This is a genomic window from Fusobacterium sp. FSA-380-WT-3A (assembly GCF_012843705.1).
Taxonomy (GTDB): Bacteria; Fusobacteriota; Fusobacteriia; order Fusobacteriales; family Fusobacteriaceae; genus Fusobacterium_B.
Window position 1 is genome coordinate 1 of record NZ_JABAFQ010000019.1, and the last position, 24,034, is coordinate 24,034.

The following is a 24,034-nucleotide window of genomic DNA, read 5'->3' on the forward strand; positions in this document are numbered from 1 at the left end:
ACTTACGATATAGATAGTAGAACTTCCAAATTAGCAGGGGCTTTAATATATGATGTAATGTTAAATTTAAAAAAATAAATAAAAGTTTGAGGGGGTAAAGTATGAATTTTGGTTTCAATGAACTAGGAATTTTGTTTAATTTTGATATGATAGGGACTATTGCTATTGGATTAATTTCTTTAATTGTTGGTAAAAAAATGAAAGAAAAATTAACTTTTCTTGATAGATTTGGAATACCAGCAGCTGTATTGGGAGGTATCTTATTTGCAACAGTTCATTTAATTATAAGAGTTATTGGTGTAGGAAGTATATCTTATGATACAACTTTCCAAACTCCTTTTATGGTTGTATTTTTCACAACAATAGGATTAGGTTCTTCAATAGAGGGATTAAAAAAAGGTGGAAAATTATTAATTATTTTCTGGCTTTTAAGTGGAGTTATGACATTTATGCAAACTGTAATAGGTGTAAGTCTTGCAAAAGTAACTGGAATTAATCCATTATTAGGAGTAATGGCTGGGTCAGTTTCAATGTCAGGAGGACATGGTTCAGCTGGAGCTTTTGGTCAAACAATAGAAGAATTAGGAGTAACTGGAGGGTTAACAGTAGCTTTATCAGCAGCTACTTTTGGACTTATAGCTGGAGGACTTTTAGGTTCACCATTAGCTATTCATTTAATTAGAAAATTTAATCTAAAACCAAAAGATGTAGTAAATAAAGACCAAGTTGAGAAAAAATCATCTACAGAAAGAAGAGAAATTACTTTTAATTCAATGATGAGCCATGTAACAATGCTTTCAATTGTAATGACTCTAGGAATTGCTTTAAGTACTTTCTTAAAATCTCAATTAGGAATTGCTTTACCTTCATATGTAGGGGCTATGTTCTGTGCAATTATTTTTAATAATTTAAACATTAAATTCAAATGGCTTGATTTAGATAGAAATCTTTTAAATATCATTGGTGAAACTTCATTAAATATTTTCCTATCAATGGCTTTAATTTCTTTAAAATTATGGGAACTAGCTGCTTTAGCTGTACCTTTATTAATAATTTTAATGGCTCAAGTTTTATTTATGTGGGTTTATACAAGATTTATAGTATTTAAAGCTATGGGAGGAGATTATGATGCTGCTGTAATGATATCAGGAATGTGTGGTTCAGGTCTTGGAGCTACAACAAATGCTATGATAAACATGGAAGAGGTAAGTTCTAAATATGGTTATACAGTAAATCCATATTTAATAGTACCTTTAACAGGAGCATTTTTAATAGATATATTCCAAATGCCTGTAATTATAACAGCAATAAATATGTTTAAGTAAAGAAAAAGTCATAAATAATAAAAAACAAAAAATGGCCCATTATGGGCTGTTTTTTGTTTAAAAGAAAAATTATAATAAAATATTTCTTGACTTGTTAAAATAAATTTGATATGTTGATATTATAAAGTAGGGATTAAAAAGGCTATGATTCTCCTTTTATATATTTAATGTGGTAACAAATAAGATAAAACCCATTATGAAAAAATATTAAATATAAGAGGGCATATAAAAAATCTATGATATGTTGATGTAAGGAGGAGAAAATGAAAAAAACAATTTTTGTTTTAGGATTATTAGTTTCTATAGTATCATATTCAGAAGAAAAATCTGCCGTAACAGAAGTAGTATCTTCAGTGGTATCAGAAGCAGTATCTACAGGAAAGAATATTTTAAAAGGTGTAAAAGATGGTGTAGATATGGGAAGAAAAGATGGAGAAAGCTTAGATGAAGCTTTAATCATTTATGACAAAAAACTTTTTGAAGAAAATGTAAAAGCTTCAGTTTTAACTGTAACAGAAGATGAATTAGGATATAAAGTGGTAGTTGGTTTGAAAAATGAGACAGATAAAATGATAAGATTGACAAATCTTCATGAGAAAAAATCTTTACAACTTTTAGATACTGATGGCTTTGCAGTTTTCTCTTTAGGACCATTTGATGATGTTAATATACCAAAAAAAGCTGCTGTAAAAAGTACTTTTGTATTTCCAGCTGATGGAAAACCAGAAATGATAAAAATTTATGAGAGCGAAATAAAAATTAAAGATGAAGTAATTAAAATAAAAAAATAAAAATTTTTAAATAATTTTTTATAAAAAAAAGGACTTAATCAAATTTCTATAATAATCCATTATAAAAATTCTTTAGTCCTTTTTCTTTTTATCTAATCAACATTATTGATTAGATAGAATGGAAAATTTATATATTATTTTGTGTTATCCAAAAGTTTTTTAGTAAGAAGTCTATGTTCCCACATTTCGTCTTCTGATTTATAACTTCTTTTTTCAAAAGTACTTTCTGTATAAGTATCGCCAAATATTAAATCAAGAATATGTAAAGAATCTTTTCCAGCTGCTTCTAAAGTTCCTCTACAAGAGCCACAATAACTTATTACAGAATCTTGAGTACAATCATTAGCTCTTCTAGTATAAATTTTTTCATAAAGAGCTGGATTAGAAGAACAAACCATTCCTCCTACTCCACAACATCTAGTATTTTCTTTTATATTATTCATTTCTTCATATTTATATCCAAGTTCTTTTAATATCCATCTAATATTTTCATGGTGAGATGATATATCTCTAGTTACACAAGAATCATGGATATTAAATACAACATCACTGTTTATACCTTTATTTAAACTTTCTTTTGGTAAACCAATTTTTTCTCTCATTAAATCCCAATAAGAAATAACTTTTTTTCCACTTGTAGAAACAAAAGTTTTATAGCAAGATGGACAAATTGTTATAATTGTATCAGCACCAATTTTTTCAATCTCATCGTTAGCCATTTTATTTCTAATTTTAAATTTATCTTCTTCTCCTATCATATTAGTAACTTTTCCACAACATCTCAACATAGCTGAAACATCATCACCTAAAGTTTCTTTTAAATGAGCATAAACTTTTTCTACTAATTCAGGTTTATATGCTGGAATTGTACATCCAGGTACAAAAACATATTTAGGAGATTTTTTATCTTGGACAGATGTACAATAAGTAGGATTACATTCTAAAGCTTGTATTCTATCACTGTCTAAAAGATTTTCTATAACTTGTTTATTTCCATTGTCTCTGATATATTGTCTTTTTAATTCTATAAAATTAGATTTTAAATCTAAATCTTTTGGACATTTAATAGTACATTGAGAACATTCATTACAAGAAAAAGCAATCATTTTTTCCATATGTTGATATCCTTTTTCTAAATAATCTCTAAATAGCTCTTTTGGACAAGAAGTATAATCTTTTAACATCATACATTCTTTCATACAAAGTCTACATTCACATTGACGACATCTATCAGCTTCAAATTGAGCTTGTTCTTGAGTATATCCAAGTGAAACCTCTTCAAAAGATTTTATTCTTTCTTTAGGGTCTAAGTGAGGCATAGATACTCTTCTTTCTAAAATATCTGTCCAATCAACATCTCTTCTTAATTTTGTATCATAACTAGATGTATTTGAAATCTCTCTTCCCTCTTTTAAATCTTTATTATTAAGAAATCTATCAACAGATTCAGCAGCACGACGACCTGTTGCCATAGCTTGTATTACAATAACAGATTCTCCACTAGCATCTCCTGTAATAAATACTTTTTCAATATCTTTACTTTGAAGAGTTTCTCTATCACATTCAAAAGTAGAATTTCTTTTTTGAGAAAGTAAATTGTTTGCAAAACTATTATCAACTTCTTGACCTATTGCAAAAATAATAGTGTCACAAGAAATATCTCTAAGTTGGTTTTCATCAAATTTTGGAGAAAACATGTGATTTTCATCAAATAGAGATAAACATTTTTTTAGAGTTATTTTATCAATTGAAGAATCATCATTTAGACTTATATCCTTAACCCCATATCCATGTAAAAATTCTATTTCTTCTTCAAAAGCTCCTTTAACTTCTTCTTTAGAAGCAGTCATTTCATCAAATGAACCTTCTAAACATACAGAATAAACTTTTTCAACACCAGATATTCTTCTTGAAGTTCTAGCACAGTCCATGGCTACATCTCCACCACCAACTACAAGAACAGTTTTTCCTAAATCTAGTTTTTTATCTTTTGATAAAGCTGCTTCTTTTAAAAAAGAGCTAGCACTTAAAATATTTTTTGAAGATAGATTAGTTCCAACTCTACCTTTATGTTTTCCAACAGCTACAATTACAGAATCAAAGTCTTTTAAAAGAGTTTCAAATTCTATATCTTTTCCAATTTCACAATTCATTCGGAATTTTACGCCTAATTTTTCTAAATAACTAATCTCTCTAGTAAGAATATTTCTAGGTAATCTATATTCAGGAATACCTACTGCCATCATTCCACCTTTAACAGGTAATTTTTCAAAAACAGTTACTCCATATCCTTTTCTAATAAGGTCTAAAGCAGATTGTAATCCAGAAGGACCAGCTCCAATAACAGCTACATTTTTATTTTTATAGTCTTCTTTTTCTAAACTCCATAATTTTTCATCATCATAGTGGTCAGCTATATATCTTTTTAAACCAGCAATACTCATAGGAGAGTTTATCTCATTGATTTTACATTTACCTTCACAAGGATGAGCGCAAATTCTTCCTAAAGTTCCAGGTAAAAATAATTTTTCTCTAACTGTAAGTAAAGCTTCTTCTCCTTTTCCTTCTCTAAGAAGTCTAATATATTCTTTAACATTTGTATGCATAGGACAAGTAGTGACACAAGCTGGATTTTCTTCACCCATACACTCAGAAACTATTTTTTGCATATTTTCAATGATTTCTTCTTTTAACATGATTTTCTCCTTTATCTTTTTTTAGGTTCAATAGCAAAAATAAACACTCCAGTTACAATAACTAATCCCCAAATTATAAGGTGTAAATTCATAGGAGCTCCAAAAAGAACAATACTAAATATAATTGTCCATAAAGCAGCAGTTGAATTAAGAGCTGTACCCATAGCTGCTCCTATTAAATCAACAGCTTTGTACCAACAAAGATATGTTATAGCTCCAAGAATAGCTATACCACCAAATTTAAAAACAGTTCCATTATTTATAACTTCGAAAGCTGTACCAAGTCCACCAGATAGAGGAACTACTATAAATCCATAAATTATCATAGAGATAAAATATCTTAAATATAAAAATTGTTGTGGAATTGCTTTTATATGGTCTTCATCTTTTATATGTTTCATAGCAAATCCAATAATAACTCCCTCAGAAGCCCAACCTAACACAGCTAGTAAAGCAAATAAAATTCCTGTTCCGAAAGTTTCAGGAATATTTCCTGTAGGTTTAAACCCTAACATAAAAGAACCTAAAAGACTGATGAAAATTCCAAGAACAGCTCTTTTAGTAAGTTTTTCTTTTAATAAGAAATATGAAAGAAGAGCACCAATTCCTGGATAGATAACAGATATACTAGAAGCATATGGAGCTGTAGCATATTTTATAGCCAATAAATAGGCACTCATTCCAACAGGAGCCCCAACTAAAGCAGCCACAGCTGTAGCTTTTCCTTTTTTAGTCTTTAAAAGTTCGAAAACACCTTTTAATTGACTAGAAAAAAGTAAGGTTAAAGCAATCCAAATGAAAGCAAAACTATCGTGAAAAAAAGCTGATACAAGAGGAGGAACATTGATTTTTCCCATTAAAGTAGAGTCAAGTCCCCAAGCAAAACCAACAATAACACCTAATAAAATTCCTTTTGTTCTATTGTTCATAAAATACTCCTTAAAATTTTTTTAAACTTATATAAAAATAGCAAATATTATGCCAAAATTTTTAAATCTTATTTTATCAATAAAAAAAATTATAAAAAAATAAAAAACTAGAAAAGTGTCATTTTTTATAGTATAATTAATGTAATTATTAGTGACAGTGTAATTTTAAATTACAATGGAGGAATTATGAAGTTTGATTATAAAATATTAGAAGAAATAGAAATTGGTGTTATTTTATGTAATATTTTAGGGGAAATTCAATATTCAAATAAGTGTGCTAATGAATATCTTGGTAGAGAAAAAATAAATGTTAATGAAATAATAGAGGAATTAAGAGAAAAAGAAGCCTTAAAAATGGGATTTAAGTTGTTAACAAAAACTTATAAAAATCTATTTTTTATGATTTTTTCTCAAAAAGAAGAGGGAAAATATTTAATTTTATTAAAACAAAAAGATTTTTTTAAAACTATTTTAAATGAAAATGATTCTTATACAAACGAAAAAAAATATACCTTTGAAAATGTTATAGGAAAAAGTCCACAAATTTTAAAAGTCATTGATGAATGTAAAAAGATAGCTGATGGAAATAGTAATATTCTTATAACAGGAGAAAGTGGAACAGGAAAAGAATTTTTTGCTAGAGCCATTCATAATAATAGTTCAAGAAGAAATTTTCCATTTATTCCTGTAAATTGTGGTTCAATACCTAGAGAACTTATAGAAAGTGAATTATTTGGTTATGAAAGTGGGGCTTTTACAGGAGCTAATAAACAAGGATATATAGGAAAATTTCAATTAGCTAATGGAGGAACAATATTTTTAGATGAAATAGGAGAAATGCCACTTAATATGCAAGTTTCTCTTTTAAGAGTTTTACAAGATAAATGTGTAACAAAAATAGGTTCCAAAAAATGTACTAAAGTAGATGTAAGAGTAATAGCTGCTACTAATAAATGTTTAAAAGATGAAATAAAAAAAGAGAGATTTAGGAAAGATTTGTATTATAGATTGAATGCTTTTAATATAAATATTCCACCACTAAAAGAGAGAATAGGTGATATTCCGATATTTTTAGAACATTTATTAAAAGAAAAAAGTATTGAATTAAATAAGCCTATTCCAAAAGTTCCTAAACCTCTTTTCCAAAAAATTATATCTTATTGTTGGCCAGGAAATATAAGAGAGTTACAAAATTTTGTAGAAAACTTTGTTGTATTGGATGGAATAAGTACTTATGATATAAATTTTGATGAATGTCATTGTATGACTCATGATAATTTAGGAAATAGAATTGAAATAAATCAATGTGGAGTGATAGAAAAAGTAGAGGATAAAATTTTACCTCTAGTAGAATTAGAAAAAAGAGAGATAGAAAAAGCTATAAAAATTTATGATGGAAATATGACTCACATTGCTTCTGCTTTAGGAATAAGCAGAAATGCTTTATATAATAAAATGAAAAGATACGGAATAGAAAAGTAAAAAATATTATATTTTATTAAAATAGTTTTAAAATAGTTACTTTAATGAATATTATTTTTTAGTTTCAAAAAACTTATAAAAAATAGATACATGACATTGAGGGAGAGTTAAAAATATAAACTCTCCTTTTTTATAGGAAAATTTAAAATATTTGTTTTCAATATCTTTTTTTATTATAAGTGAATTAATATTCTCTTCTGTTATACCTTTTAAAAAATTTTCAAAAATTAAAAAATAATTAATTTTTTGATTAGTGGAAAAATTTATACTATTGGTCTTTTCTTTTTTTATTTTTAAATCTTTACTTTCAATTTTTTCAAAACCTAAGATTTCAATTTTAAATATAATATATTTTAACCAAAAAATAATATTTTCTTTTTCTAAAATAGAAAAAGTCTTTTCCTCTTTAGAAAAAATATCTTTTATATATTGTTCGACTTTACTTAAAATGATAGAATTACATTTTTTACAACAAGGAATATAGGTATTATGAAAGGAAAAAAGACAATTGTTTTCATCATAAAAACCAAGTTTTATATTTTTTTCAAAAGTCCATTGAGGAATTAGATGTTCTTTTGTAATTTTTTCATTATTTCCACATAAAATACAAAATCCAATCTCTTTATTTTTAGTTAATAAACTTAAAATTGTAGTTAAATTTTCTTTTATTATATTTTTAATTTCTATTATAGCTTGATTCATGTAAAACTCCTTGTAAAAATATATCTAATTTTACTTTAAATTTATATGAAAATCAATTAAAAAATAAAAAAAACATTGAAATATAAAAAAGTTTTTTATTTCTTAAAAAAAATCTTGTATAAAAATTTTATTTATGATATACTGTTTTTTATGTGAGAACAGTTGTATCTAATTTAAAGAAAAAGGAGAGATGAATGAGAGAATTACTAAAAAAATGGACAAGTATTAGTTTAATAAAGAGAATAATAGCAGGATTAATAATAGGTGGAACTTTAGCATATATAGCTCCTGAAAAATTAAGTGGAATTGTTTTATTAGGAGACTTATTTGTTGGAGCTTTAAAATCAATAGCACCAGTTTTAGTTTTTGTACTTGTTATGGCAGCCATATTACAACATCAAAAAGGGCAAAAAACAAATATGAAATCAATTATAATTTTATATCTTTTTGGAACTTTTATAGCCTCTGTAGTTGCTGTTGTAGGAAGTTTTGTATATCCTGTTGAATTAGTTTTAAAAGCTGGGGAAAGTTCAATAGTACCTCCAGAAAATATTTATGGAGTTTTAAAAGGACTTTTAATGAATTTAGTAGACAATCCTGTTAATGCCTTATTAAAAGGAAATTATATTGGAATTTTATTCTGGAGTATAACTTTTGGATTCTTTTTAAGAGAAGCTACAGAAAATACTAAAAAAGTTATAATAGAAATATCAGAAGTAGTTTTAAATACAGTAAAATTTGTTATAGAATTTGCTCCATTTGGTATTATGGGACTTATATTTAATTCAATGCGTACAAGTGGAATAGCAAGTTTATTAATTTATGGAAAATTAATTGTGTTATTATTAGCTTGCATGTTCTTTACAGCTTTTGTAGTAAATCCTATAATAACTTATATAATGATAAGACAAAATCCATATCCATTAGTATTAAAATGTACAAGAGAAAGTGGAATTACAGCTTTCTTTACAAGAAGTTCAGCAGCAAATATTCCTGTAAATATGGATTTATGTGATAGACTTGGACTAGATAAAGAAGTTTATTCAGTTTCAATTCCTTTAGGAGCTACAATAAATATGGGGGGAGCAGCTATTACAATTTCTGTTTTTGCTTTAAGTGCTGCTCATACTTTAGGAATACAAGTGGATTTTTTCTCAGCAATACTTTTAAGTGTTTTATCAGCTATAAGTGCTTGTGGAGCTTCTGGAGTAGCTGGAGGTTCTTTACTTTTAATTCCACTTGCTTGTAGTTTATTTGGAATTCCTAATGATATAGCAATGCAAGTTGTTGGAGTTGGATTTATAATTGGAGTAATTCAAGATTCTTGTGAAACAGCTTTAAATTCTTCAACAGATGTATTATTTACAAGTATAGCTGAATTTTCAAACTGGAGAAAAGAAGGAAAAGAAATAGTTATAAAATAATAATCCTAAGAAATATATAAATACACTTCTAAATTATTTTTAGAGGTGTATTTTTCTATTCAAAAATAAATTTATCTTTAAAATATATAATGTAGTAAAACACAATGATATAAAAAAATGAAAAAATAAATTTTATTATAATATCTATTTAGTACATTTTATATTTCAAGTAAAGAATACTATAATTTAAATTAATTATAAATATGTTTTGTTATTTTAATTTCTTTAAAATTGTAATTGTCATTATAGAAAAACAAAGTAATCCACCTAAAAAATTTGAAACAGGTTCAGCCATAAATACCCCTTGTACACCTAAATTACTAACTCTTGGCAATAAAAATGTTAGGGGAACAACAATTATAACTTTTCTGAACAATGAAAAGAAAATAGCATATTTCTTTTTATTTAATGATTTGAAAACAGTTTGCCCACTATACATCAAAGCTTGAAAGATAAAAGCAAAGAAATAGATATGTAAAGATGATATAGATTTTTCTATAAGATTTTTATCATCATTAAAAATTTTTATAAAAAATTCTGGAAATAATAATACAGACCCCCAAATAATTCCTGTATAAAATAATCCTAAAATAGTAACTATAATAATAGTTCTTTTTAAATCTTTATATTTTTTAGCTCCATAATTAAAACTTAAAAAAGGAGAAACTCCATCAGTTAAAGCTGAAAGAGGTGTATCTAAAATTTGGCGAATAGAATTTATAATTGTCATGATAGAAATATATAAATCTCCACCAAATAATCCTAACATATTATTGCTAAAAATCTGAACTAAACTATTAGTTCCTTGCATAACAAAACTTACAGTTCCAAGACTTATAATATCAAACATTCTTTTCTTTTCTAATTTTATAGGATTTTTAATTTGTAATTTTAATTCTGCTCTGTCACCAGTTAAAAATTTTAAAACAAATATAGCTGATATAAATTGGGAAATAACAGTTGATATAGCTGCTCCATTTACTCCAAAATCCAAGATAAATATAAAAATAGGGTCAAGAATAATATTTGTAATAGCTCCTAAAAAAATTGTTAACATTCCAATGTTGGCAAAACCTTGAGAATTTATATAGGGATTCATGCCAAGAGAAATCATAGTGAAAATTGTTCCTAAAAGATAAATTCTCATATAAGGTAAAGCATAATTCATAAGAGTATTAGAGGCTCCAAATAAAAATAATAGAGGTTTTGAAAAAAATAAACCTAAAAATGTTAAAATGAAACTAGTAATTATTAACATATAAAATGAAGTGTTCATGATATTTTTAGCTTCTTTTAAATTATTTTTTCCTCTTTCAATAGAACAGAGAGGGGCTCCCCCACTTCCAAATAAATTTGTAAAAGCATTAATAAGAGAAATAATTGGGAAACAAACTCCAACTCCAGCAAGAGCCAATGTTCCCTCATTAGGAATTCTACCTAAATATATTCTATCTACAATATTATACATTAGACTTAATGTCTGAGCTATCATCATAGGAAAAGCTGATAAAAATATGTTTTCAATGACTTTTCCATTGGAAAAATCAATTTGTTTTGCTTGCATTGAAAAATCACCTTGAAAATTAATTGTTTAAGATAAATTATATCATAAATTTAAGGAAAAAATTAATTTTAGAAATTAAAATTTTAAAATTAACATTATATGCAAAAAATTAGAATTAAGAATATTAAATAAAAAAGTTGTGGACAAATTGCCCACAACCTAAAATAATAATTATTAATCTTCTTGTTCTATCTTCATTTGGATATAGTCGTCATAAGACATTAATTTATCAACTATAGTTCCATCTGGTAATATTTCTATAATTCTATTTGCAACTGTTTGGATAAACTCATGGTCATGTCCAGCAAATACAATTGTTCCAGGGAATTTTATAAGAGCTTTGTTTAAAGATGTAATTGACTCAAGGTCTAAGTGGTCAGTAGGGTTATCAAATAGTAATGCATTAGCTCCTGACATCATCATTCTTGATAACATACATCTAACTTTTTCTCCTCCTGATAAAACTTTGGCTTTTTTAAGAGATTCTTCACCAGTAAATAACATTCTTCCTAAAAATCCTCTAACAAAAGCGTCATGTTGGTCAGGAGAATAAGGTCTTAACCATTCAACAAGGTCTAAATCAACACCATCAAAGAATTTAGAGTTATCTTTAGGCATATAAGCATGAGTTACAGTAACTCCCCAAGTAACACTTCCTGTATCTGGTTCTAAATCTCCAGCTAAAACAGAAAGTAAAGTTGTTTTTAAAATATCATTATCAGATATAATAACTACTTTATCTCCTGTATTGATAGTGAAAGATAAATCTTTGAAAATTTCAACACCATTTATAGATTTAGAAATATTTTCAACTTTTAACATATTGTTTCCAGCTTCTCTATCAGGTTTAAATTCAATAAATGGATATTTTCTATTTGAAACCTGCATATCTTCAAGTTGCAATTTTTCTAATTGTTTCTTTCTAGATGTAGCTTGTTTAGATTTAGCAGCATTAGCTGAGAATCTAGCTATAAATTCTTGTAATTCTTGTCTTTTTTGTTCCAATTTTTTATTTTTATTAGCTATTAAACTTAACATAAGTTGGCTTGACTCATACCAGAAATCATAGTTTCCAACAAACATTTTAATTTTTCCATAGTCTATATCAGCTATATGTGTACAAACTTTGTTTAAGAAATGTCTATCATGAGAAACAACAATAACAGTAGTATCATCTAAATCCATTAAGAAATTTTCTAACCAAGCAACAGCTTTTATATCAAGTCCGTTTGTAGGCTCGTCTAAAAGAAGTACATCTGGATGACCAAATAATGCTTGTGCAAGTAAAACTTTAACTTTTAAAGGTTCCTCTAAATCTCTCATAAAAGCTTCGTGAAGATTAGCTTTTATTCCAAGTCCTGTAAGTAATGTAGCAGCCTCAGATTCAGCATCCCAACCATTAAGTTCAGCAAATTCTCCCTCTAAATCAGCAGCCCTCATTCCATCTTCTTCTGTAAAATCTTCTTTAGCATAGATTTCATTTTTTTCAACTATAATATCCCAAAGTCTTTTATGTCCCATAAGAACAACATCTAAAACTTTTGAGTCTTCAAAAGCAAAGTGATTTTGTGATAAAACAGCCATTCTTTTGTTTTTATCTAATATAACTTCCCCTTCAGTTGGAGTGATAACTCCAGAAAGTATTTTAACAAAAGTAGATTTTCCAGCTCCATTAGCTCCAATTAATCCGTAACAGTTTCCTGGTGTGAATTTAATGTTTACATCTTCAAAAAGTTTTTTATCAGGAAACCTCATTGATAGATTACTTGTAGAAATCATTTATAGTATTCCTCCTAAATATTTAAAATTTAACATTCGCTCTATTATAACATAAAGTACAAAAAAATAAAATATATTTTTACCAAAAATAAAAAAACACTTGCTCATAATAAAATTTAATGTTATTATATACTCTGTGAAATTTTTATGAGGTAGAGAGAATATGAATAATATATTAACCCCATTGAAAATAAAAAATATAGAGATAAAAAATCGTGTTGTTTTACCACCTCTTGTTAGATTCTCAATGATAGAAGAAGATGGATATGTAACAAGTAAACTTCTAAAATGGTATGAAGGAATTGCAAGAGATGGAGTTGGAATGATAATAGTAGAGGCTACTTGTGTAAGTTCTGATGGAAAACTTCGTGAAAACCAATTAGGAATTTGGGATGATAGTTTTATAGAGGGACTTAGTAAAATAGCTTTAATTGGTAAAAAATATGAAATTCCAATGCTTATTCAAATTCATCATGCAGGGTTTGGAAAAAATATAAAGGATGTAGAGGGAACTATCTTAGATGATATACTAGAAAAATTTGTTGAAGCTTTTAAAAGAGCTAAAAAATGTGGATTTGACGGAATAGAAATTCACGGGGCTCATACATATTTATTATCACAATTAAATTCAAGATTATGGAATACAAGAGAGGATAAATATGGTGGAGATTTTCAAAAGAGAATGTATTTCAATAAAACTTTGATTGAAAGGACTAGAGAACTTTTTGATGAAAATTTTATTCTTGGATATAGAATGGGAGGAAATGAGCCTAGTCTAATAGATGGAATAGAAATAGCAAAATATTTAGAAAAGCTTGGAGTAGATTTATTACATATTTCTACTGGAATTCCAGAAGAGAGATTTAGACAAGCAGCTAAAATAGATAATTTTCCTGAAAATTATCCAGAAGAAAAAAGTTTTAATTTAGATTGGGTTATTTATATGGGAGTTCAAATTAAAAAACACCTTAATATTCCTGTTATAGGTGTTAGAAATATAAGAACAGAAGAACAGGTTAGTTATTTAATAGAAAATAATCTTTTAGACATGGTAGCAGTTGGTAGAGCCATGATATTTACAAATAGATGGATGAAAAAAGCAAGAGAATCATATTTGAGAAGGATAAAAAATGAAACCAAATAGTATTGATATATTTTGTGATGTTATAGATAATTATGGAGATATTGGAGTAGTTTATAGATTTGCTAAAGAGATGAAAAGAGTATTTCCTTCAGCAAGAATAAGGGTTATTTTAAATAAGTTAGAGGAATTAATAAAAATTAATAAAGAAGCTACTTATAGAGAATATCAAGTAATTAATGGAATAGAATATATATTTGAAGATTTTTTTAAAAAAAATTTTGAAGAATTTGGAGTTTCTGATATAATAGTAGAAGCTTTTGGTTGTGATATATTTGAAGAATATATCAAATTAGGAAAAGTACAATCAAAACTTTGGATAAATTTAGAATATCTTTCAGGAGAAAAATGGATAGAAGATTTTCATCTAAAGCAGTCTTTAATAGATTCTAAAACTTTAAAAAAAATATTTTATATGCCAGGTTTTTCAGAAAAAAGTGGTGGAATATTAATAGATGAAGAGTTTTTGAAAAATAAAGAATATGGAAAAAATAATAGAGAGAAAGTTTTAAGAGAGTTTTTTCAAGATTTTAATTTTAATAACAAAATGGTTGGAACAATATTTTCTTATGAAAAAAACTTTGAAAATCTTTTAGAAACTCTTAATAAACAGGAAAGAGAAACTGTTTTGATTCTTATGGGAGAAAAAACTCAAAAAAGTTTTTCTAAATTTTTTGAAAAAAATTTAACAGAGGACTTTTTAAAGTGGAAAAAATATGATAAAATATATCTGTATAATGCTCAGTTCTTTTCACAAGAGGAATATGATAAAATAATATCAGCTGTAGATTTTAATTTTACAAGAGGAGAAGATTCTATTGTTAGAGCTCTTCTTATAGGAAAACCTTTTTTATGGCATATATACTTACAAGAAGATAAAGTTCATATGTTAAAATTGAGAGCTTTTTTAGATAGATTTTCTGAAAGTATTTCTTTAAATGAAGAAGAAAAAAAAGTATTAAAAGAATATTTTAAACTTTTAGATGAATATAATGATAGAGAAACAAATTCCTTTGAAAGAGGAAAAGAGGATTTTTCTATTTTCTTTGAAAAGTTTCATACAATAAATAAGATTTGTGAAGAATATAGCAAATTTTTATTAGAAAAATGCAATCTAACAAAAAAATTATATACATATATAAATGAAATTTAAAGGGGGACAAAATGAAATTTGCTCAAGAATTAAGACAAGGGTCTACTATTAAAATAGGAAATGATCCATTTATCGTATTAAAAGCAGAGTACAACAAATCTGGAAGAAATGCTGCGGTAATGAAATTAAAAATGAAAAATCTAATCGCTGGAAACATTGTTGATACAGTTTTAAAAGCTGATGAGAAAATGGACGATATCAGATTAGATAAAGTTAAATGTATCTATTCATACAATGATGGAACTAACTACATCTTCTCTAATCCAGAAACTTGGGACCAAATTGAATTATCAGCTGAAGAATTAGGAAACGCTTTAAACTACTTAGAGGAAGAAATGGAAGTTGCAGTAGAATACTATGAGTCAACTCCAGTTGCAGTAGAATTACCTACATTTGTTGAAAGACAAATTGAATATACTGAACCAGGATTAAGAGGAGATACTACTGGAAAAGTTTTAAAACCAGCTAGATTAAACACTGGATTTGAGATTCAAGTTCCTTTATTCGTTGAACAAGGTGAATGGATTAAAATAGACACTAGAACAGACGAATATGTTGAAAGAATTAAAAAATAATTAAAATAAATTAAGCCTTGGATATTTTCCAAGGCTTTTTTATATGATAATTAAATTTAATATAGAAAAAATTATTATAATCATATTAAGAGTTATTTTATACTATATTTTCTAGGAATAAATTAAAAGGTATAAATAAAATCTTTATAAAGTTAAAAAATTTAAATAAAGTGTAACTGATAAAACTTAATTAAAAAAAGCCATTGTATTATTTAAAATAAAAATCAATGACTTTTTTATTTTTATAGAATTTCTCTACCTTCTAAAGCTTTAGATATAGTAGCATTGTCAGCGAATTCTATATTTCCTCCCATAGGAATTCCACTAGCTAATTTTGAAACTATGACTCCAAAAGGCTTTAAAAGTTTAGTTAAATACATAACTGTAGTTTCTCCTTCTAAATCAGAACTTAAAGCAAAAATAATTTCTTTAATATTTTCTTTACTAACTCTTTCTAACAAAGATTTTATATTTAATTTATCTGGAGTAATTCCATCTAAAGGTGCAATTTTTCCATTTAAAATATGATAAACTCCATTAAATTTTCCTGTTTTCTCAAGAGTGATAATATCTCTTGAATCTTCTACAACACAAATTGTTTCATGGTCACGATTAAGATTACTACAAATATCACAAATATCTTCTTCACTATAATTACCACACACAGAACATTTTTTTACTAAAGTTTTTGAATCCTTAAGAGCTTGGATAAAAGTTTCAATTTCTTTTTCAGGTGTATTTAACACATAAAAAGCCAGCCTTGTGGCAGATTTTCTCCCTATTCCTGGAAGTTTATTAAATTCATCAATTAATATTTCTAAATGTTTAGAACTCATTTTTTTCCTTTCATAAGCTATTTAATAATTTATTCATATTTTATAATATAATTTTTTTTTTTGCAATGGTATTATGGGAAAAGGCATAAATATTGAAAAAAAACTAAAATTGTGGTAAAATATGATAATAAGAATAGATAATGTATTAAAAGATAATAATTATTTTATGGAGGAGAAATGGGATTTTTTGATAAATTTTTTGGAAGAAAGAAAAAAGAGGAGGAAAAGAAAAAAGAAACTCTTGAAAATCTTGTTCAAGAACAAGAAAATAATCTTGTAGAAGAAAAAGTAGAAGAGCAAATTATAGAAAATATAAATGAAAATAAAGAAAGATTAGAAATTGAAAAAGATAATGTAGAAACAGAAAAAGAAGAAATAATTTTTGAAGAAGAAAAAGGAAACTTAAAAAAAATAGAGGAGATAAACAAGGAAAAATCAGAAAATATAGAAATAGAAGAAAAAGGAAATGTATTAGAAGAAGAGAATAAAGTAGAAAAAATAGAAAATGAAATAATAGAAAAAAAACAAGAAGAAAAAGAGAAAAAAGGTTTTTTTGTTAGTCTAAAAGAAAAGTTATTTAGAACAAGGGAAGGATTATTTCATAAAATAAAAAATATTTTTTCAGGAAGAACTACTATAGATGATGACTTATATGAAGAATTAGAAGAGCTACTTATTCAATCAGATATAGGTTTTGATATGACTGTAAAAATAGTAAGTGCTTTAGAAAAAGAAATAAATAAAAGGGATATAAAAAATCCTGAGGAAATATATGGCGTTTTAAAAGAAGTTATGGAAAGATTCCTTATTAATGAGGGAAATCAATTAGATATAGTTGATGGAGAACTTAATGTAATATTGATTGTAGGAGTAAATGGAGTTGGAAAAACTACAACTATTGGGAAACTTGCTAAAAAATATAAAGCTCAAGGGAAAAAAGTAATTGTTGGAGCTGCTGATACTTTTAGAGCAGCAGCTATAGAACAATTAGAAGAGTGGGGAAAAAGAGCAGATGTAGAAGTTGTAAAAAAAGAACAGGGAAGTGACCCAGGTTCTGTAGTTTTTGATGCTATTCAAGTAGCTCAAGATAAAAAAGCTGATATTTTGATTATAGATACAGCAGGAAGATTACATAATAAAAGTAATCTTATGAAAGAGCTTGAGAAAATAAATAATATAATACAAAAAAAATTAGGACATAATAGATATGAATCTATTTTAGTTATTGATGGAACAACTGGACAAAATGGACTTACTCAGGCAAAAATATTTAATGAAGTAACAAAATTAACAGGATTTATAGTTACAAAACTTGATGGAACAGCAAAAGGTGGAATAGTGTTCAGTATATCTGAAGAAATAAAGAAACCTATTAAATACATAGGTGTGGGAGAAAAAATAGAAGATTTAAGAGAATTTAATATTAAAGATTATATAGATGCTATTTTTGATTAAAAATTTTTAAATATTACAATAATCTTTAAGAAAAAAATAAAAAACTTTTAAAAAATATTGTAAAAATCTTGAAAATTTGTTAATATATATGTGAAAGTTTTTTAAAAATGTTTAATATTGTTTAACAGTTAAAAATTTCTACATAATAAAGTTAAAGTGAAAATTATCAAGGGAGGATAAAAATGAGTTTTTTAGGAAAAGTAAGAAAGAAAGCTTTACAAGCTTACAGTAGAATAGTTCTACCTGAAGCAACAGATGAAAGAGTTTTAAGAGCAACAGCAGAAATTTTAAAAGAAAAATTAGCACGTCCAGTATTAATTGGAAATGCTGAGAGAATAGCTTTAGATGCTAAAGCTTATGAAATTTCTTTAGAAGGAGCAAAGATAGTTGACCCTGAAAAATTTGAAAGAATGGATGAATATGCTCATAAATTTGCAGAAATGAGAGCAAAAAAAGGAATGACTTTTGAAAAAGCAAAAGAGATTTTAACAACAGATGTAAACTTCTTAGGAGCTATGTTAGTTAAAATGGGTGATGCAGATGGAATGGTATCTGGTTCATTATCACCTACAGCAAACGTATTAAGAGCAGGAATCCAAGTTATAGGAACTAAACCAGGAGTAAAAACAGTTTCTTCTGTATTTGTTATGGAATTAACACAAAAACAAGATTTATTTGGAAATGTTTTATTATTTGGAGACTGTTCAGTAATTCCTAGACCAACTTCTGAGCAATTAGCTGATATTGCAACTTCAGCAGCCGAAACAGCTCAAACAATAGCAGGAATCAATCCAAGAGTAGCATTATTAACTTTCTCTACAAAAGGTTCTGCAAATCATGAATGTGTCGATTTAGTAAAAGAAGCAGGTTCAATATTAAGAGCAAGAAAAGTTGGATTTAGATTTGATGATGAATTACAAGCAGACGCAGCTATTGTTAAATCAATAGGAGAAATTAAAGCTCCATTATCAGATGTATCTGGAAATGCAAACGTATTAATATTCCCAACTTTAGCAGCAGGAAATATAGGATATAAATTAGTTCAAAGATTAGCTGGTGCAAATGCTTATGGACCAATCATTCAAGGTTTAGCATCACCTATCAATGACTTATCAAGAGGATGTTCAGCAGAAGATATTGTTGTATTAACAGCAGTTACTTCAGCACAAGCTTGTGCAATGTGTGGGGTAGAAGATTAATTAAAAATTTAAAAACATAAAATTATTTATTATTGAGGAGTGTATTTTTAAATGAAAGTTTTAGTTATAAATTGTGGAAGCTCATCTTTAAAATATCAATTATTAAATCCTGAAAATGGAGAAGTTTTTGCAAAAGGACTATGTGAAAGAATAGGTATAGAAGGTTCTAGAATGGAATATGAAGTTCCAGCTAAAGATTTTGAAAAAGAATTTTTAAGCCCTATGCCTACTCATAAAGAAGCATTAACATTATTAATAAACACTTTAACTGATAAAGAAATAGGAGTTGTAGCATCAGTAGATGAAGTTGATGCTATAGGACACAGAGTTGTTCACGGAGGAGAAGAATTTGCAAAATCAGTTCTTTTAACGCCAGAAGTTATGAAAGCTATTGAAGCTAATAATGAGTTAGCACCTTTACATAATCCAGCTAACTTAATGGGTATTGAAACTTGTATGGAACTTATGCCTGGAAAACCTAATGTAGGAGTATTTGATACAGCTTTCCATCAAACAATGCCTAAAAAAGCATTTATGTATGCTTTACCATATGAAGATTATACAGAATTAAAAGTTAGAAAATATGGATTCCACGGAACATCTCACAAATTTGTTTCTGAAGAATGTATAAAAGCATTAGGAAATCCAGAACATTCAAGAATAATTGTTTGTCACTTAGGAAATGGAGCATCTATATCTGCTGTAAAAGATGGAAAATGTATAGATACATCTATGGGGCTTACTCCATTACAAGGTGTAATGATGGGAACTAGATGTGGAGATATAGATCCAGCAGCAGTATTATTTATTAAAGGAAAAAGAAATCTTTCTGATAAAGAAATGGATGCTAGATTAAATAAACAATCAGGAATTCTTGGAGTATATGGAAAATCTTCTGACTGTAGAGATATGGAAAATGGAGTTGCTGAAGGAGATGAAAGAGCAATTCTTGCAGAGCAAATGTTCATCTATAAAATAAAAGCTTATGTAGGAAACTATGCAGCACAATTAGGTGGATTAGATGCAATTTGTTTCACTGGTGGAATAGGAGAAAATGCTGCTGGAGTAAGAGCAGGAGTAGTAGAAGGATTAGAATTTATGGGAGTAAAAATTAATCCAGAAGTAAATAATGTTAGAAAAAAAGGAACTGTTGATTTATCAGCAGCTGATTCTAAAGTAAAAGTTTTCAAAATTCAAACTAATGAAGAATTAGCAATAGCTAGAGATACTTTTGAAATAGTAACAAAATTATAATTAAATTTTAGCCAAAAAACATAAAATAAATAAATTTAAAGAGTCAAAGGGAGGAAACAACATGGCAAAAAAAATGCAAACAATGGATGGTAACCAAGCTGCTGCATATGCATCATATGCATTTACAGAAGTAGCAGGAATTTACCCAATAACTCCATCATCACCAATGGCAGAATATACTGATGAATGGGCAGCAAAAGGAATGAAAAATATATTTGATGTTCCAGTAAAATTAGTAGAAATGCAATCAGAAGCAGGAGCTGCAGGAACTGTTCACGGTTCATTAATAGCAGGGGCTTTAACAACAACTTATACAGCTTCTCAAGGATTATTATTAAAAATTCCTAATATGTATAAAATAGCTGGAGAATTATTACCAGGTGTTATCCATGTATCTGCAAGAGCTCTATCAACTCATGCATTATCAATTTTTGGAGACCATCAAGATATTTATGCAGCTAGACAAACTGGATTTGCAATGTTTGCAACTAACTCAGTTCAAGAAGTTATGGACTTAGCAGGAGTAGCTCACTTAGCAGCTATTAAATCAAGCATTCCATTCTTACATTTCTTTGATGGATTCAGAACTTCTCACGAAATTCAAAAAGTTGAAGTTATGGATTATGAAGTATTTAAAAACTTAATAGATATGGAAGCTGTAGAGAAATTCAGAAAAAGAGCTTTAAACCCTGAGTTCCCAGTAACTAAAGGTTCTGCACAAAATGATGATATCTACTTCCAAGGAAGAGAAGCTCAAAATAAATTCTATGAAGCAGTACCAGATATCGTTAATTACTATATGGGAGAAATTTCAAAAGTAACTGGAAGAGATTATAAACCATTTAACTATGTAGGACATCCAGAAGCTGAAAGAGTAATAGTTGCAATGGGTTCTGTTTGTGAAGCAGCAGAAGAAGTTGTTGATTACTTAGTAGCTCAAGGAGAAAAAGTTGGTTTAGTAAAAGTTCACTTATATAGACCATTCTCTTCTAAATATTTCTTTGATGTATTCCCTAAAACAGCTAAAAAAGTTGCTGTGTTAGATAGAACAAAAGAATCTGGATCAATTGGAGAGCCTTTATATCTAGATGTAAGAGCTTTATTCTATGGAATGGAAAATGCTCCTGTAATAGTTGGAGGAAGATACGGATTATCATCTAAAGATACAACACCTGCTCAAATATTTGCAGTATATGATGAATTAACAAAAGATGAACCTAAAAATGGATTCACAATTGGTATTGAAGATGACGTTACTTTCACATCTTTACCATTAACTAACCATACAGTTGTTTCTCAACCTGGATTAAAAGGATGCCTATTCTTTGGATTAGGATCTGATGGTACAGTTGGAGCAAACAAAAACTCAATAAAAATTATTGGAGATAAAACAGATTTATATGCACAAGCATATTTTGCATATGACTCTAAAAAATCTGGAGGAGTTACTAGATCTCACTTAAGATTTGGTAAAAAACCAATTAAATCTACATACTTATTAAATGCACCTTCATTTGTTGCATGTTCAGTACCAGCATATGTTGGAAAATATGATATGATCAACAACTTAAAAGATGGTGGAACATTCTTATTAAACTGTGTATGGGATAAAGATGAAGTATTAACACATATTCCTAATGATTTCAAAAAATTATTAGCTGAGAAAAATGCAAAATTCTATATTATCAACGCAACTAAACTTGCTAGAGAAATAGGATTAGGAAATAGAACTAACACAATAATGCAATCTGCATTCTTCAAATTAGCTGACATTATTCCATTTGAAGAAGCTCAACAATATATGAAAGATTATGCTAAAAAATCTTACGCTAAAAAAGGAGACGATATCGTTAAATTAAACTGGGACGCTATCGATGTAGGAGCAGATGGATTAGTTGAAATTGCTGTAGATCCAGCATGGAAAGATTTACCAGTAGAAACTAAAGCTTGTTCAGACGAATGTTGCTCTTCTTGTGGATGCGGATGTGAAGATAAAACTAAAGCATATGCTGAAAATATCTCTTATCCAGTTAACCATGTAAGAGGATATGATTTACCAGTTTCAGCTTTCAAAGGATATGAAGATGGAACTATGGAAAATGGATTAGCAGCTTATGAAAAAAGAGGAGTTGCAGTAATGGTTCCAGAATGGCAAATGGCTAACTGTATCCAATGTGGACAATGTTCATATGTATGTCCTCATGCTGCAATCAGACCATTCTTATTAGATGAAAATGAAGTTGCAAATGCACCAGAAGGATTAGAAGTTGCTAACCCTATTGGAAAAGGATTTGATGGATTAAAATATAGAATGCAAGTGTCAATAATGGATTGTACAGGATGTGGATCTTGTGCTGATGTATGTCCAGCTAAAGAAAAAGCATTAGTAATGGTACCTATCGATACAGCTAAAGAAGATAAAGAAGATGTTTATGCAGAATATATGTATAACAAAGTAACTTATAAAGATAATTTAATGGCTAAAAATACTGTTAAAGGATCTCAATTTGCTCAACCATTATTTGAGTTCAACGGAGCTTGTCCAGGATGTGGAGAAACTCCATACTTAAAAGCTATAACTCAATTATTTGGAGAAAATATGATGGTAGCTAATGCAACTGGATGTTCTTCAATTTATTCAGGATCATCTCCATCAACTCCATATTGTAAAAATGCAGAAGGACATGGACCATCTTGGGGATCTTCATTATTTGAAGATAATGCTGAGTATGGAATGGGAATGCATGTTGCAGTTGAAGCTTTAAGAGATAGAATTCAAACTGTAATGGAAAAAGCAATGGATCAAGTTGGAGAAGAAGTAGCTGCTCTATTCAAAAAATGGATAGAAAATAGAAATTCTTCTGTAGTAACAAGAGAAGTTAAAGATCAATTAGTTCCAGCATTAGAATCTTGTGGATGTGAAGTAGCTAAAGAAATCCTTTCTTTAAAACAATATCTAGTTAAAAAATCTCAATGGATAGTTGGAGGAGATGGATGGGCTTATGACATTGGTTATGGAGGATTAGACCATGTATTAGCAACTAATGAAGATGTTAACGTAATCGTATTAGATACAGAAGTTTACTCTAATACAGGAGGACAAGCATCAAAATCAACTCCTACAGGAGCAATTGCAAAATTCGCTGCTGCTGGTAAAGCATTCAAGAAAAAAGATTTAGCTGCAATAGCAATGTCTTATGGACATATCTATGTTGCTCAAGTATCTATGGGAGCTAACCAACAACAATTCTTAAAAGCTATAGCTGAAGCTGAAGCTCACCAAGGACCTTCAATCATCATAGCTTATTCACCATGTATCAACCATGGAATTAGAAAAGGAATGAACAAATCTCAATTAGAAATGAAACTTGCTACTGAATGTGGATACTGGCCAATATTTAGATATAACCCAGCATTAGAAGCAGAAGGTAAAAATCCACTAATAATAGATTGTAAAGAACCTAACTGGGATAAATATGAAGAATACTTATTAGGTGAAGTAAGATACGCTACATTGAAAAAAGCAAATCCTGCTCATGCTGAAGCATTATTCATAAAAAATAAAGCAGATGCTCAAAGAAGATGGAAACAATATAAGAGATTAGCAGCTATGGATTTCTCTAAAGAAGACTAATAGTTAGTTATTTCTTAAGTTGTAAAATCTAATTAAATAATGATAAATATGGGATCGATGTATATCGGTCCCAATTTATTATATAAGGAGAATAT

The 24,034-nt window shown here is 27.9% G+C and carries 17 protein-coding genes; 11 read left to right on the plus strand and 6 right to left on the minus strand.

Annotated features, from left to right (window positions below):
• The first annotated feature begins 101 nt into the window (after positions 1-101).
• Complete coding sequence (gene gltS, locus HF862_RS09010; protein ID WP_170187539.1) at positions 102-1,325, plus strand: sodium/glutamate symporter; 1,224 nt, start codon at positions 102-104, stop codon at positions 1,323-1,325.
• Between the two features lie 263 nt (positions 1,326-1,588).
• Positions 1,589-2,116: a hypothetical protein gene (locus HF862_RS09015; RefSeq protein WP_170187540.1), complete on the plus strand. Its 528-nt coding sequence runs from the start codon at positions 1,589-1,591 to the stop codon at positions 2,114-2,116.
• Positions 2,117-2,250: 134 nt separating this feature from the next.
• Here HF862_RS09015 and HF862_RS09020 read toward each other — a convergent pair whose 3' ends face one another.
• Together HF862_RS09020 and HF862_RS09025 are read right to left on the minus strand one after the other, a co-directional pair.
• Positions 2,251-4,812, minus strand: a complete 2,562-nt coding sequence (locus HF862_RS09020; RefSeq protein ID WP_170187541.1) for an FAD-dependent oxidoreductase — start codon at positions 4,810-4,812, stop codon at positions 2,251-2,253.
• Positions 4,813-4,823: 11 nt separating this feature from the next.
• A complete protein-coding gene (locus tag HF862_RS09025; protein WP_170187542.1) occupies positions 4,824-5,741 on the minus strand; it encodes a DMT family transporter in 918 nt (305 codons plus the stop codon).
• 186 nt (positions 5,742-5,927) lie between these two features.
• On the opposite strand from HF862_RS09025, the gene HF862_RS09030 reads away from it, so the two are divergent.
• Positions 5,928-7,223, plus strand: coding sequence for a sigma-54-dependent Fis family transcriptional regulator (locus HF862_RS09030; RefSeq protein WP_206039075.1), 1,296 nt, complete (start codon positions 5,928-5,930; stop codon positions 7,221-7,223).
• 51 nt (positions 7,224-7,274) lie between these two features.
• Here HF862_RS09030 and HF862_RS09035 read toward each other — a convergent pair whose 3' ends face one another.
• Complete coding sequence (locus tag HF862_RS09035) at positions 7,275-7,925, minus strand: hypothetical protein (protein ID WP_170187543.1); 651 nt, start codon at positions 7,923-7,925, stop codon at positions 7,275-7,277.
• Between the two features lie 194 nt (positions 7,926-8,119).
• On the opposite strand from HF862_RS09035, the gene sstT reads away from it, so the two are divergent.
• Positions 8,120-9,349, plus strand: coding sequence for a serine/threonine transporter SstT (gene sstT, locus HF862_RS09040; protein ID WP_170187544.1), 1,230 nt, complete (start codon positions 8,120-8,122; stop codon positions 9,347-9,349).
• A gap of 211 nt (positions 9,350-9,560) precedes the next feature.
• Here sstT and HF862_RS09045 read toward each other — a convergent pair whose 3' ends face one another.
• The gene (locus tag HF862_RS09045) at positions 9,561-10,913 is read right to left on the minus strand and encodes an MATE family efflux transporter (protein WP_170187545.1); all 1,353 of its coding nucleotides are present in this window, start codon (positions 10,911-10,913) and stop codon (positions 9,561-9,563) included.
• A 174-nt stretch (positions 10,914-11,087) separates the two neighbouring features.
• Complete coding sequence (locus tag HF862_RS09050; RefSeq protein WP_170187546.1) at positions 11,088-12,692, minus strand: ABC-F family ATP-binding cassette domain-containing protein; 1,605 nt, start codon at positions 12,690-12,692, stop codon at positions 11,088-11,090.
• 163 nt (positions 12,693-12,855) lie between these two features.
• On the opposite strand from HF862_RS09050, the gene HF862_RS09055 reads away from it, so the two are divergent.
• From HF862_RS09055 to efp, 3 genes are read left to right on the plus strand one after another with little or no spacing between them, the layout of a single operon-like run.
• Positions 12,856-13,836, plus strand: coding sequence for an NADH:flavin oxidoreductase (locus HF862_RS09055; protein WP_170187547.1), 981 nt, complete (start codon positions 12,856-12,858; stop codon positions 13,834-13,836).
• Positions 13,823-14,986: an elongation factor P maturation arginine rhamnosyltransferase EarP gene (gene earP, locus HF862_RS09060; protein ID WP_170187548.1), complete on the plus strand. Its 1,164-nt coding sequence runs from the start codon at positions 13,823-13,825 to the stop codon at positions 14,984-14,986. Before HF862_RS09055 ends, earP begins: the two co-directional genes overlap by 14 nt.
• Positions 14,987-14,997: 11 nt before the next feature.
• Positions 14,998-15,561, plus strand: coding sequence for an elongation factor P (gene efp / locus HF862_RS09065; protein WP_027128939.1), 564 nt, complete (start codon positions 14,998-15,000; stop codon positions 15,559-15,561).
• 242 nt (positions 15,562-15,803) lie between these two features.
• Here efp and recR read toward each other — a convergent pair whose 3' ends face one another.
• On the minus strand, positions 15,804-16,397 hold the full coding sequence (gene recR / locus HF862_RS09070; protein WP_170187549.1) for a recombination mediator RecR: 594 nt from the start codon (positions 16,395-16,397) through the stop codon (positions 15,804-15,806).
• Between the two features lie 177 nt (positions 16,398-16,574).
• On the opposite strand from recR, the gene ftsY reads away from it, so the two are divergent.
• The 4 genes from ftsY (at position 16,575) to nifJ (ending at position 23,939) form a co-directional block, all read left to right on the plus strand.
• Positions 16,575-17,852 (plus strand): signal recognition particle-docking protein FtsY, encoded by a 1,278-nt coding sequence (gene ftsY, locus HF862_RS09075; protein ID WP_170187550.1) that lies wholly within the window; start codon positions 16,575-16,577, stop codon positions 17,850-17,852.
• Between the two features lie 182 nt (positions 17,853-18,034).
• On the plus strand, positions 18,035-19,051 hold the full coding sequence (gene pta / locus HF862_RS09080; protein WP_170187551.1) for a phosphate acetyltransferase: 1,017 nt from the start codon (positions 18,035-18,037) through the stop codon (positions 19,049-19,051).
• Positions 19,052-19,102: 51 nt separating this feature from the next.
• On the plus strand, positions 19,103-20,305 hold the full coding sequence (locus HF862_RS09085; RefSeq protein WP_170187552.1) for an acetate/propionate family kinase: 1,203 nt from the start codon (positions 19,103-19,105) through the stop codon (positions 20,303-20,305).
• A 61-nt stretch (positions 20,306-20,366) separates the two neighbouring features.
• On the plus strand, positions 20,367-23,939 hold the full coding sequence (gene nifJ / locus HF862_RS09090) for a pyruvate:ferredoxin (flavodoxin) oxidoreductase (RefSeq protein WP_170187553.1): 3,573 nt from the start codon (positions 20,367-20,369) through the stop codon (positions 23,937-23,939).
• Positions 23,940-24,034 lie beyond the last annotated feature (95 nt).

Bases quoted from the DNA above. Each gene is read 5' to 3' on its own strand.
- HF862_RS09015 (WP_170187540.1), top strand. From the start codon at position 1,589: ATGAAAAAAACAATTTTTGTTTTAGGATTATTAGTTTCTATAGTATCA.
- recR (WP_170187549.1), bottom strand. From the start codon at position 16,397: ATGAGTTCTAAACATTTAGAAATATTAATTGATGAATTTAATAAACTT.
- HF862_RS09085 (WP_170187552.1), top strand. From the start codon at position 19,103: ATGAAAGTTTTAGTTATAAATTGTGGAAGCTCATCTTTAAAATATCAA.
- nifJ (WP_170187553.1), top strand. From the start codon at position 20,367: ATGGCAAAAAAAATGCAAACAATGGATGGTAACCAAGCTGCTGCATAT.
- earP (WP_170187548.1), top strand. From the start codon at position 13,823: ATGAAACCAAATAGTATTGATATATTTTGTGATGTTATAGATAATTAT.
- sstT (WP_170187544.1), top strand. From the start codon at position 8,120: ATGAGAGAATTACTAAAAAAATGGACAAGTATTAGTTTAATAAAGAGA.
- HF862_RS09025 (WP_170187542.1), bottom strand. From the start codon at position 5,741: ATGAACAATAGAACAAAAGGAATTTTATTAGGTGTTATTGTTGGTTTT.
- HF862_RS09020 (WP_170187541.1), bottom strand. From the start codon at position 4,812: ATGTTAAAAGAAGAAATCATTGAAAATATGCAAAAAATAGTTTCTGAG.
- HF862_RS09035 (WP_170187543.1), bottom strand. From the start codon at position 7,925: ATGAATCAAGCTATAATAGAAATTAAAAATATAATAAAAGAAAATTTA.
- pta (WP_170187551.1), top strand. From the start codon at position 18,035: ATGAGTTTTTTAGGAAAAGTAAGAAAGAAAGCTTTACAAGCTTACAGT.
- HF862_RS09030 (WP_206039075.1), top strand. From the start codon at position 5,928: ATGAAGTTTGATTATAAAATATTAGAAGAAATAGAAATTGGTGTTATT.
- HF862_RS09045 (WP_170187545.1), bottom strand. From the start codon at position 10,913: ATGCAAGCAAAACAAATTGATTTTTCCAATGGAAAAGTCATTGAAAAC.
- HF862_RS09055 (WP_170187547.1), top strand. From the start codon at position 12,856: ATGAATAATATATTAACCCCATTGAAAATAAAAAATATAGAGATAAAA.
- ftsY (WP_170187550.1), top strand. From the start codon at position 16,575: ATGGGATTTTTTGATAAATTTTTTGGAAGAAAGAAAAAAGAGGAGGAA.
- HF862_RS09050 (WP_170187546.1), bottom strand. From the start codon at position 12,692: ATGATTTCTACAAGTAATCTATCAATGAGGTTTCCTGATAAAAAACTT.
- gltS (WP_170187539.1), top strand. From the start codon at position 102: ATGAATTTTGGTTTCAATGAACTAGGAATTTTGTTTAATTTTGATATG.
- efp (WP_027128939.1), top strand. From the start codon at position 14,998: ATGAAATTTGCTCAAGAATTAAGACAAGGGTCTACTATTAAAATAGGA.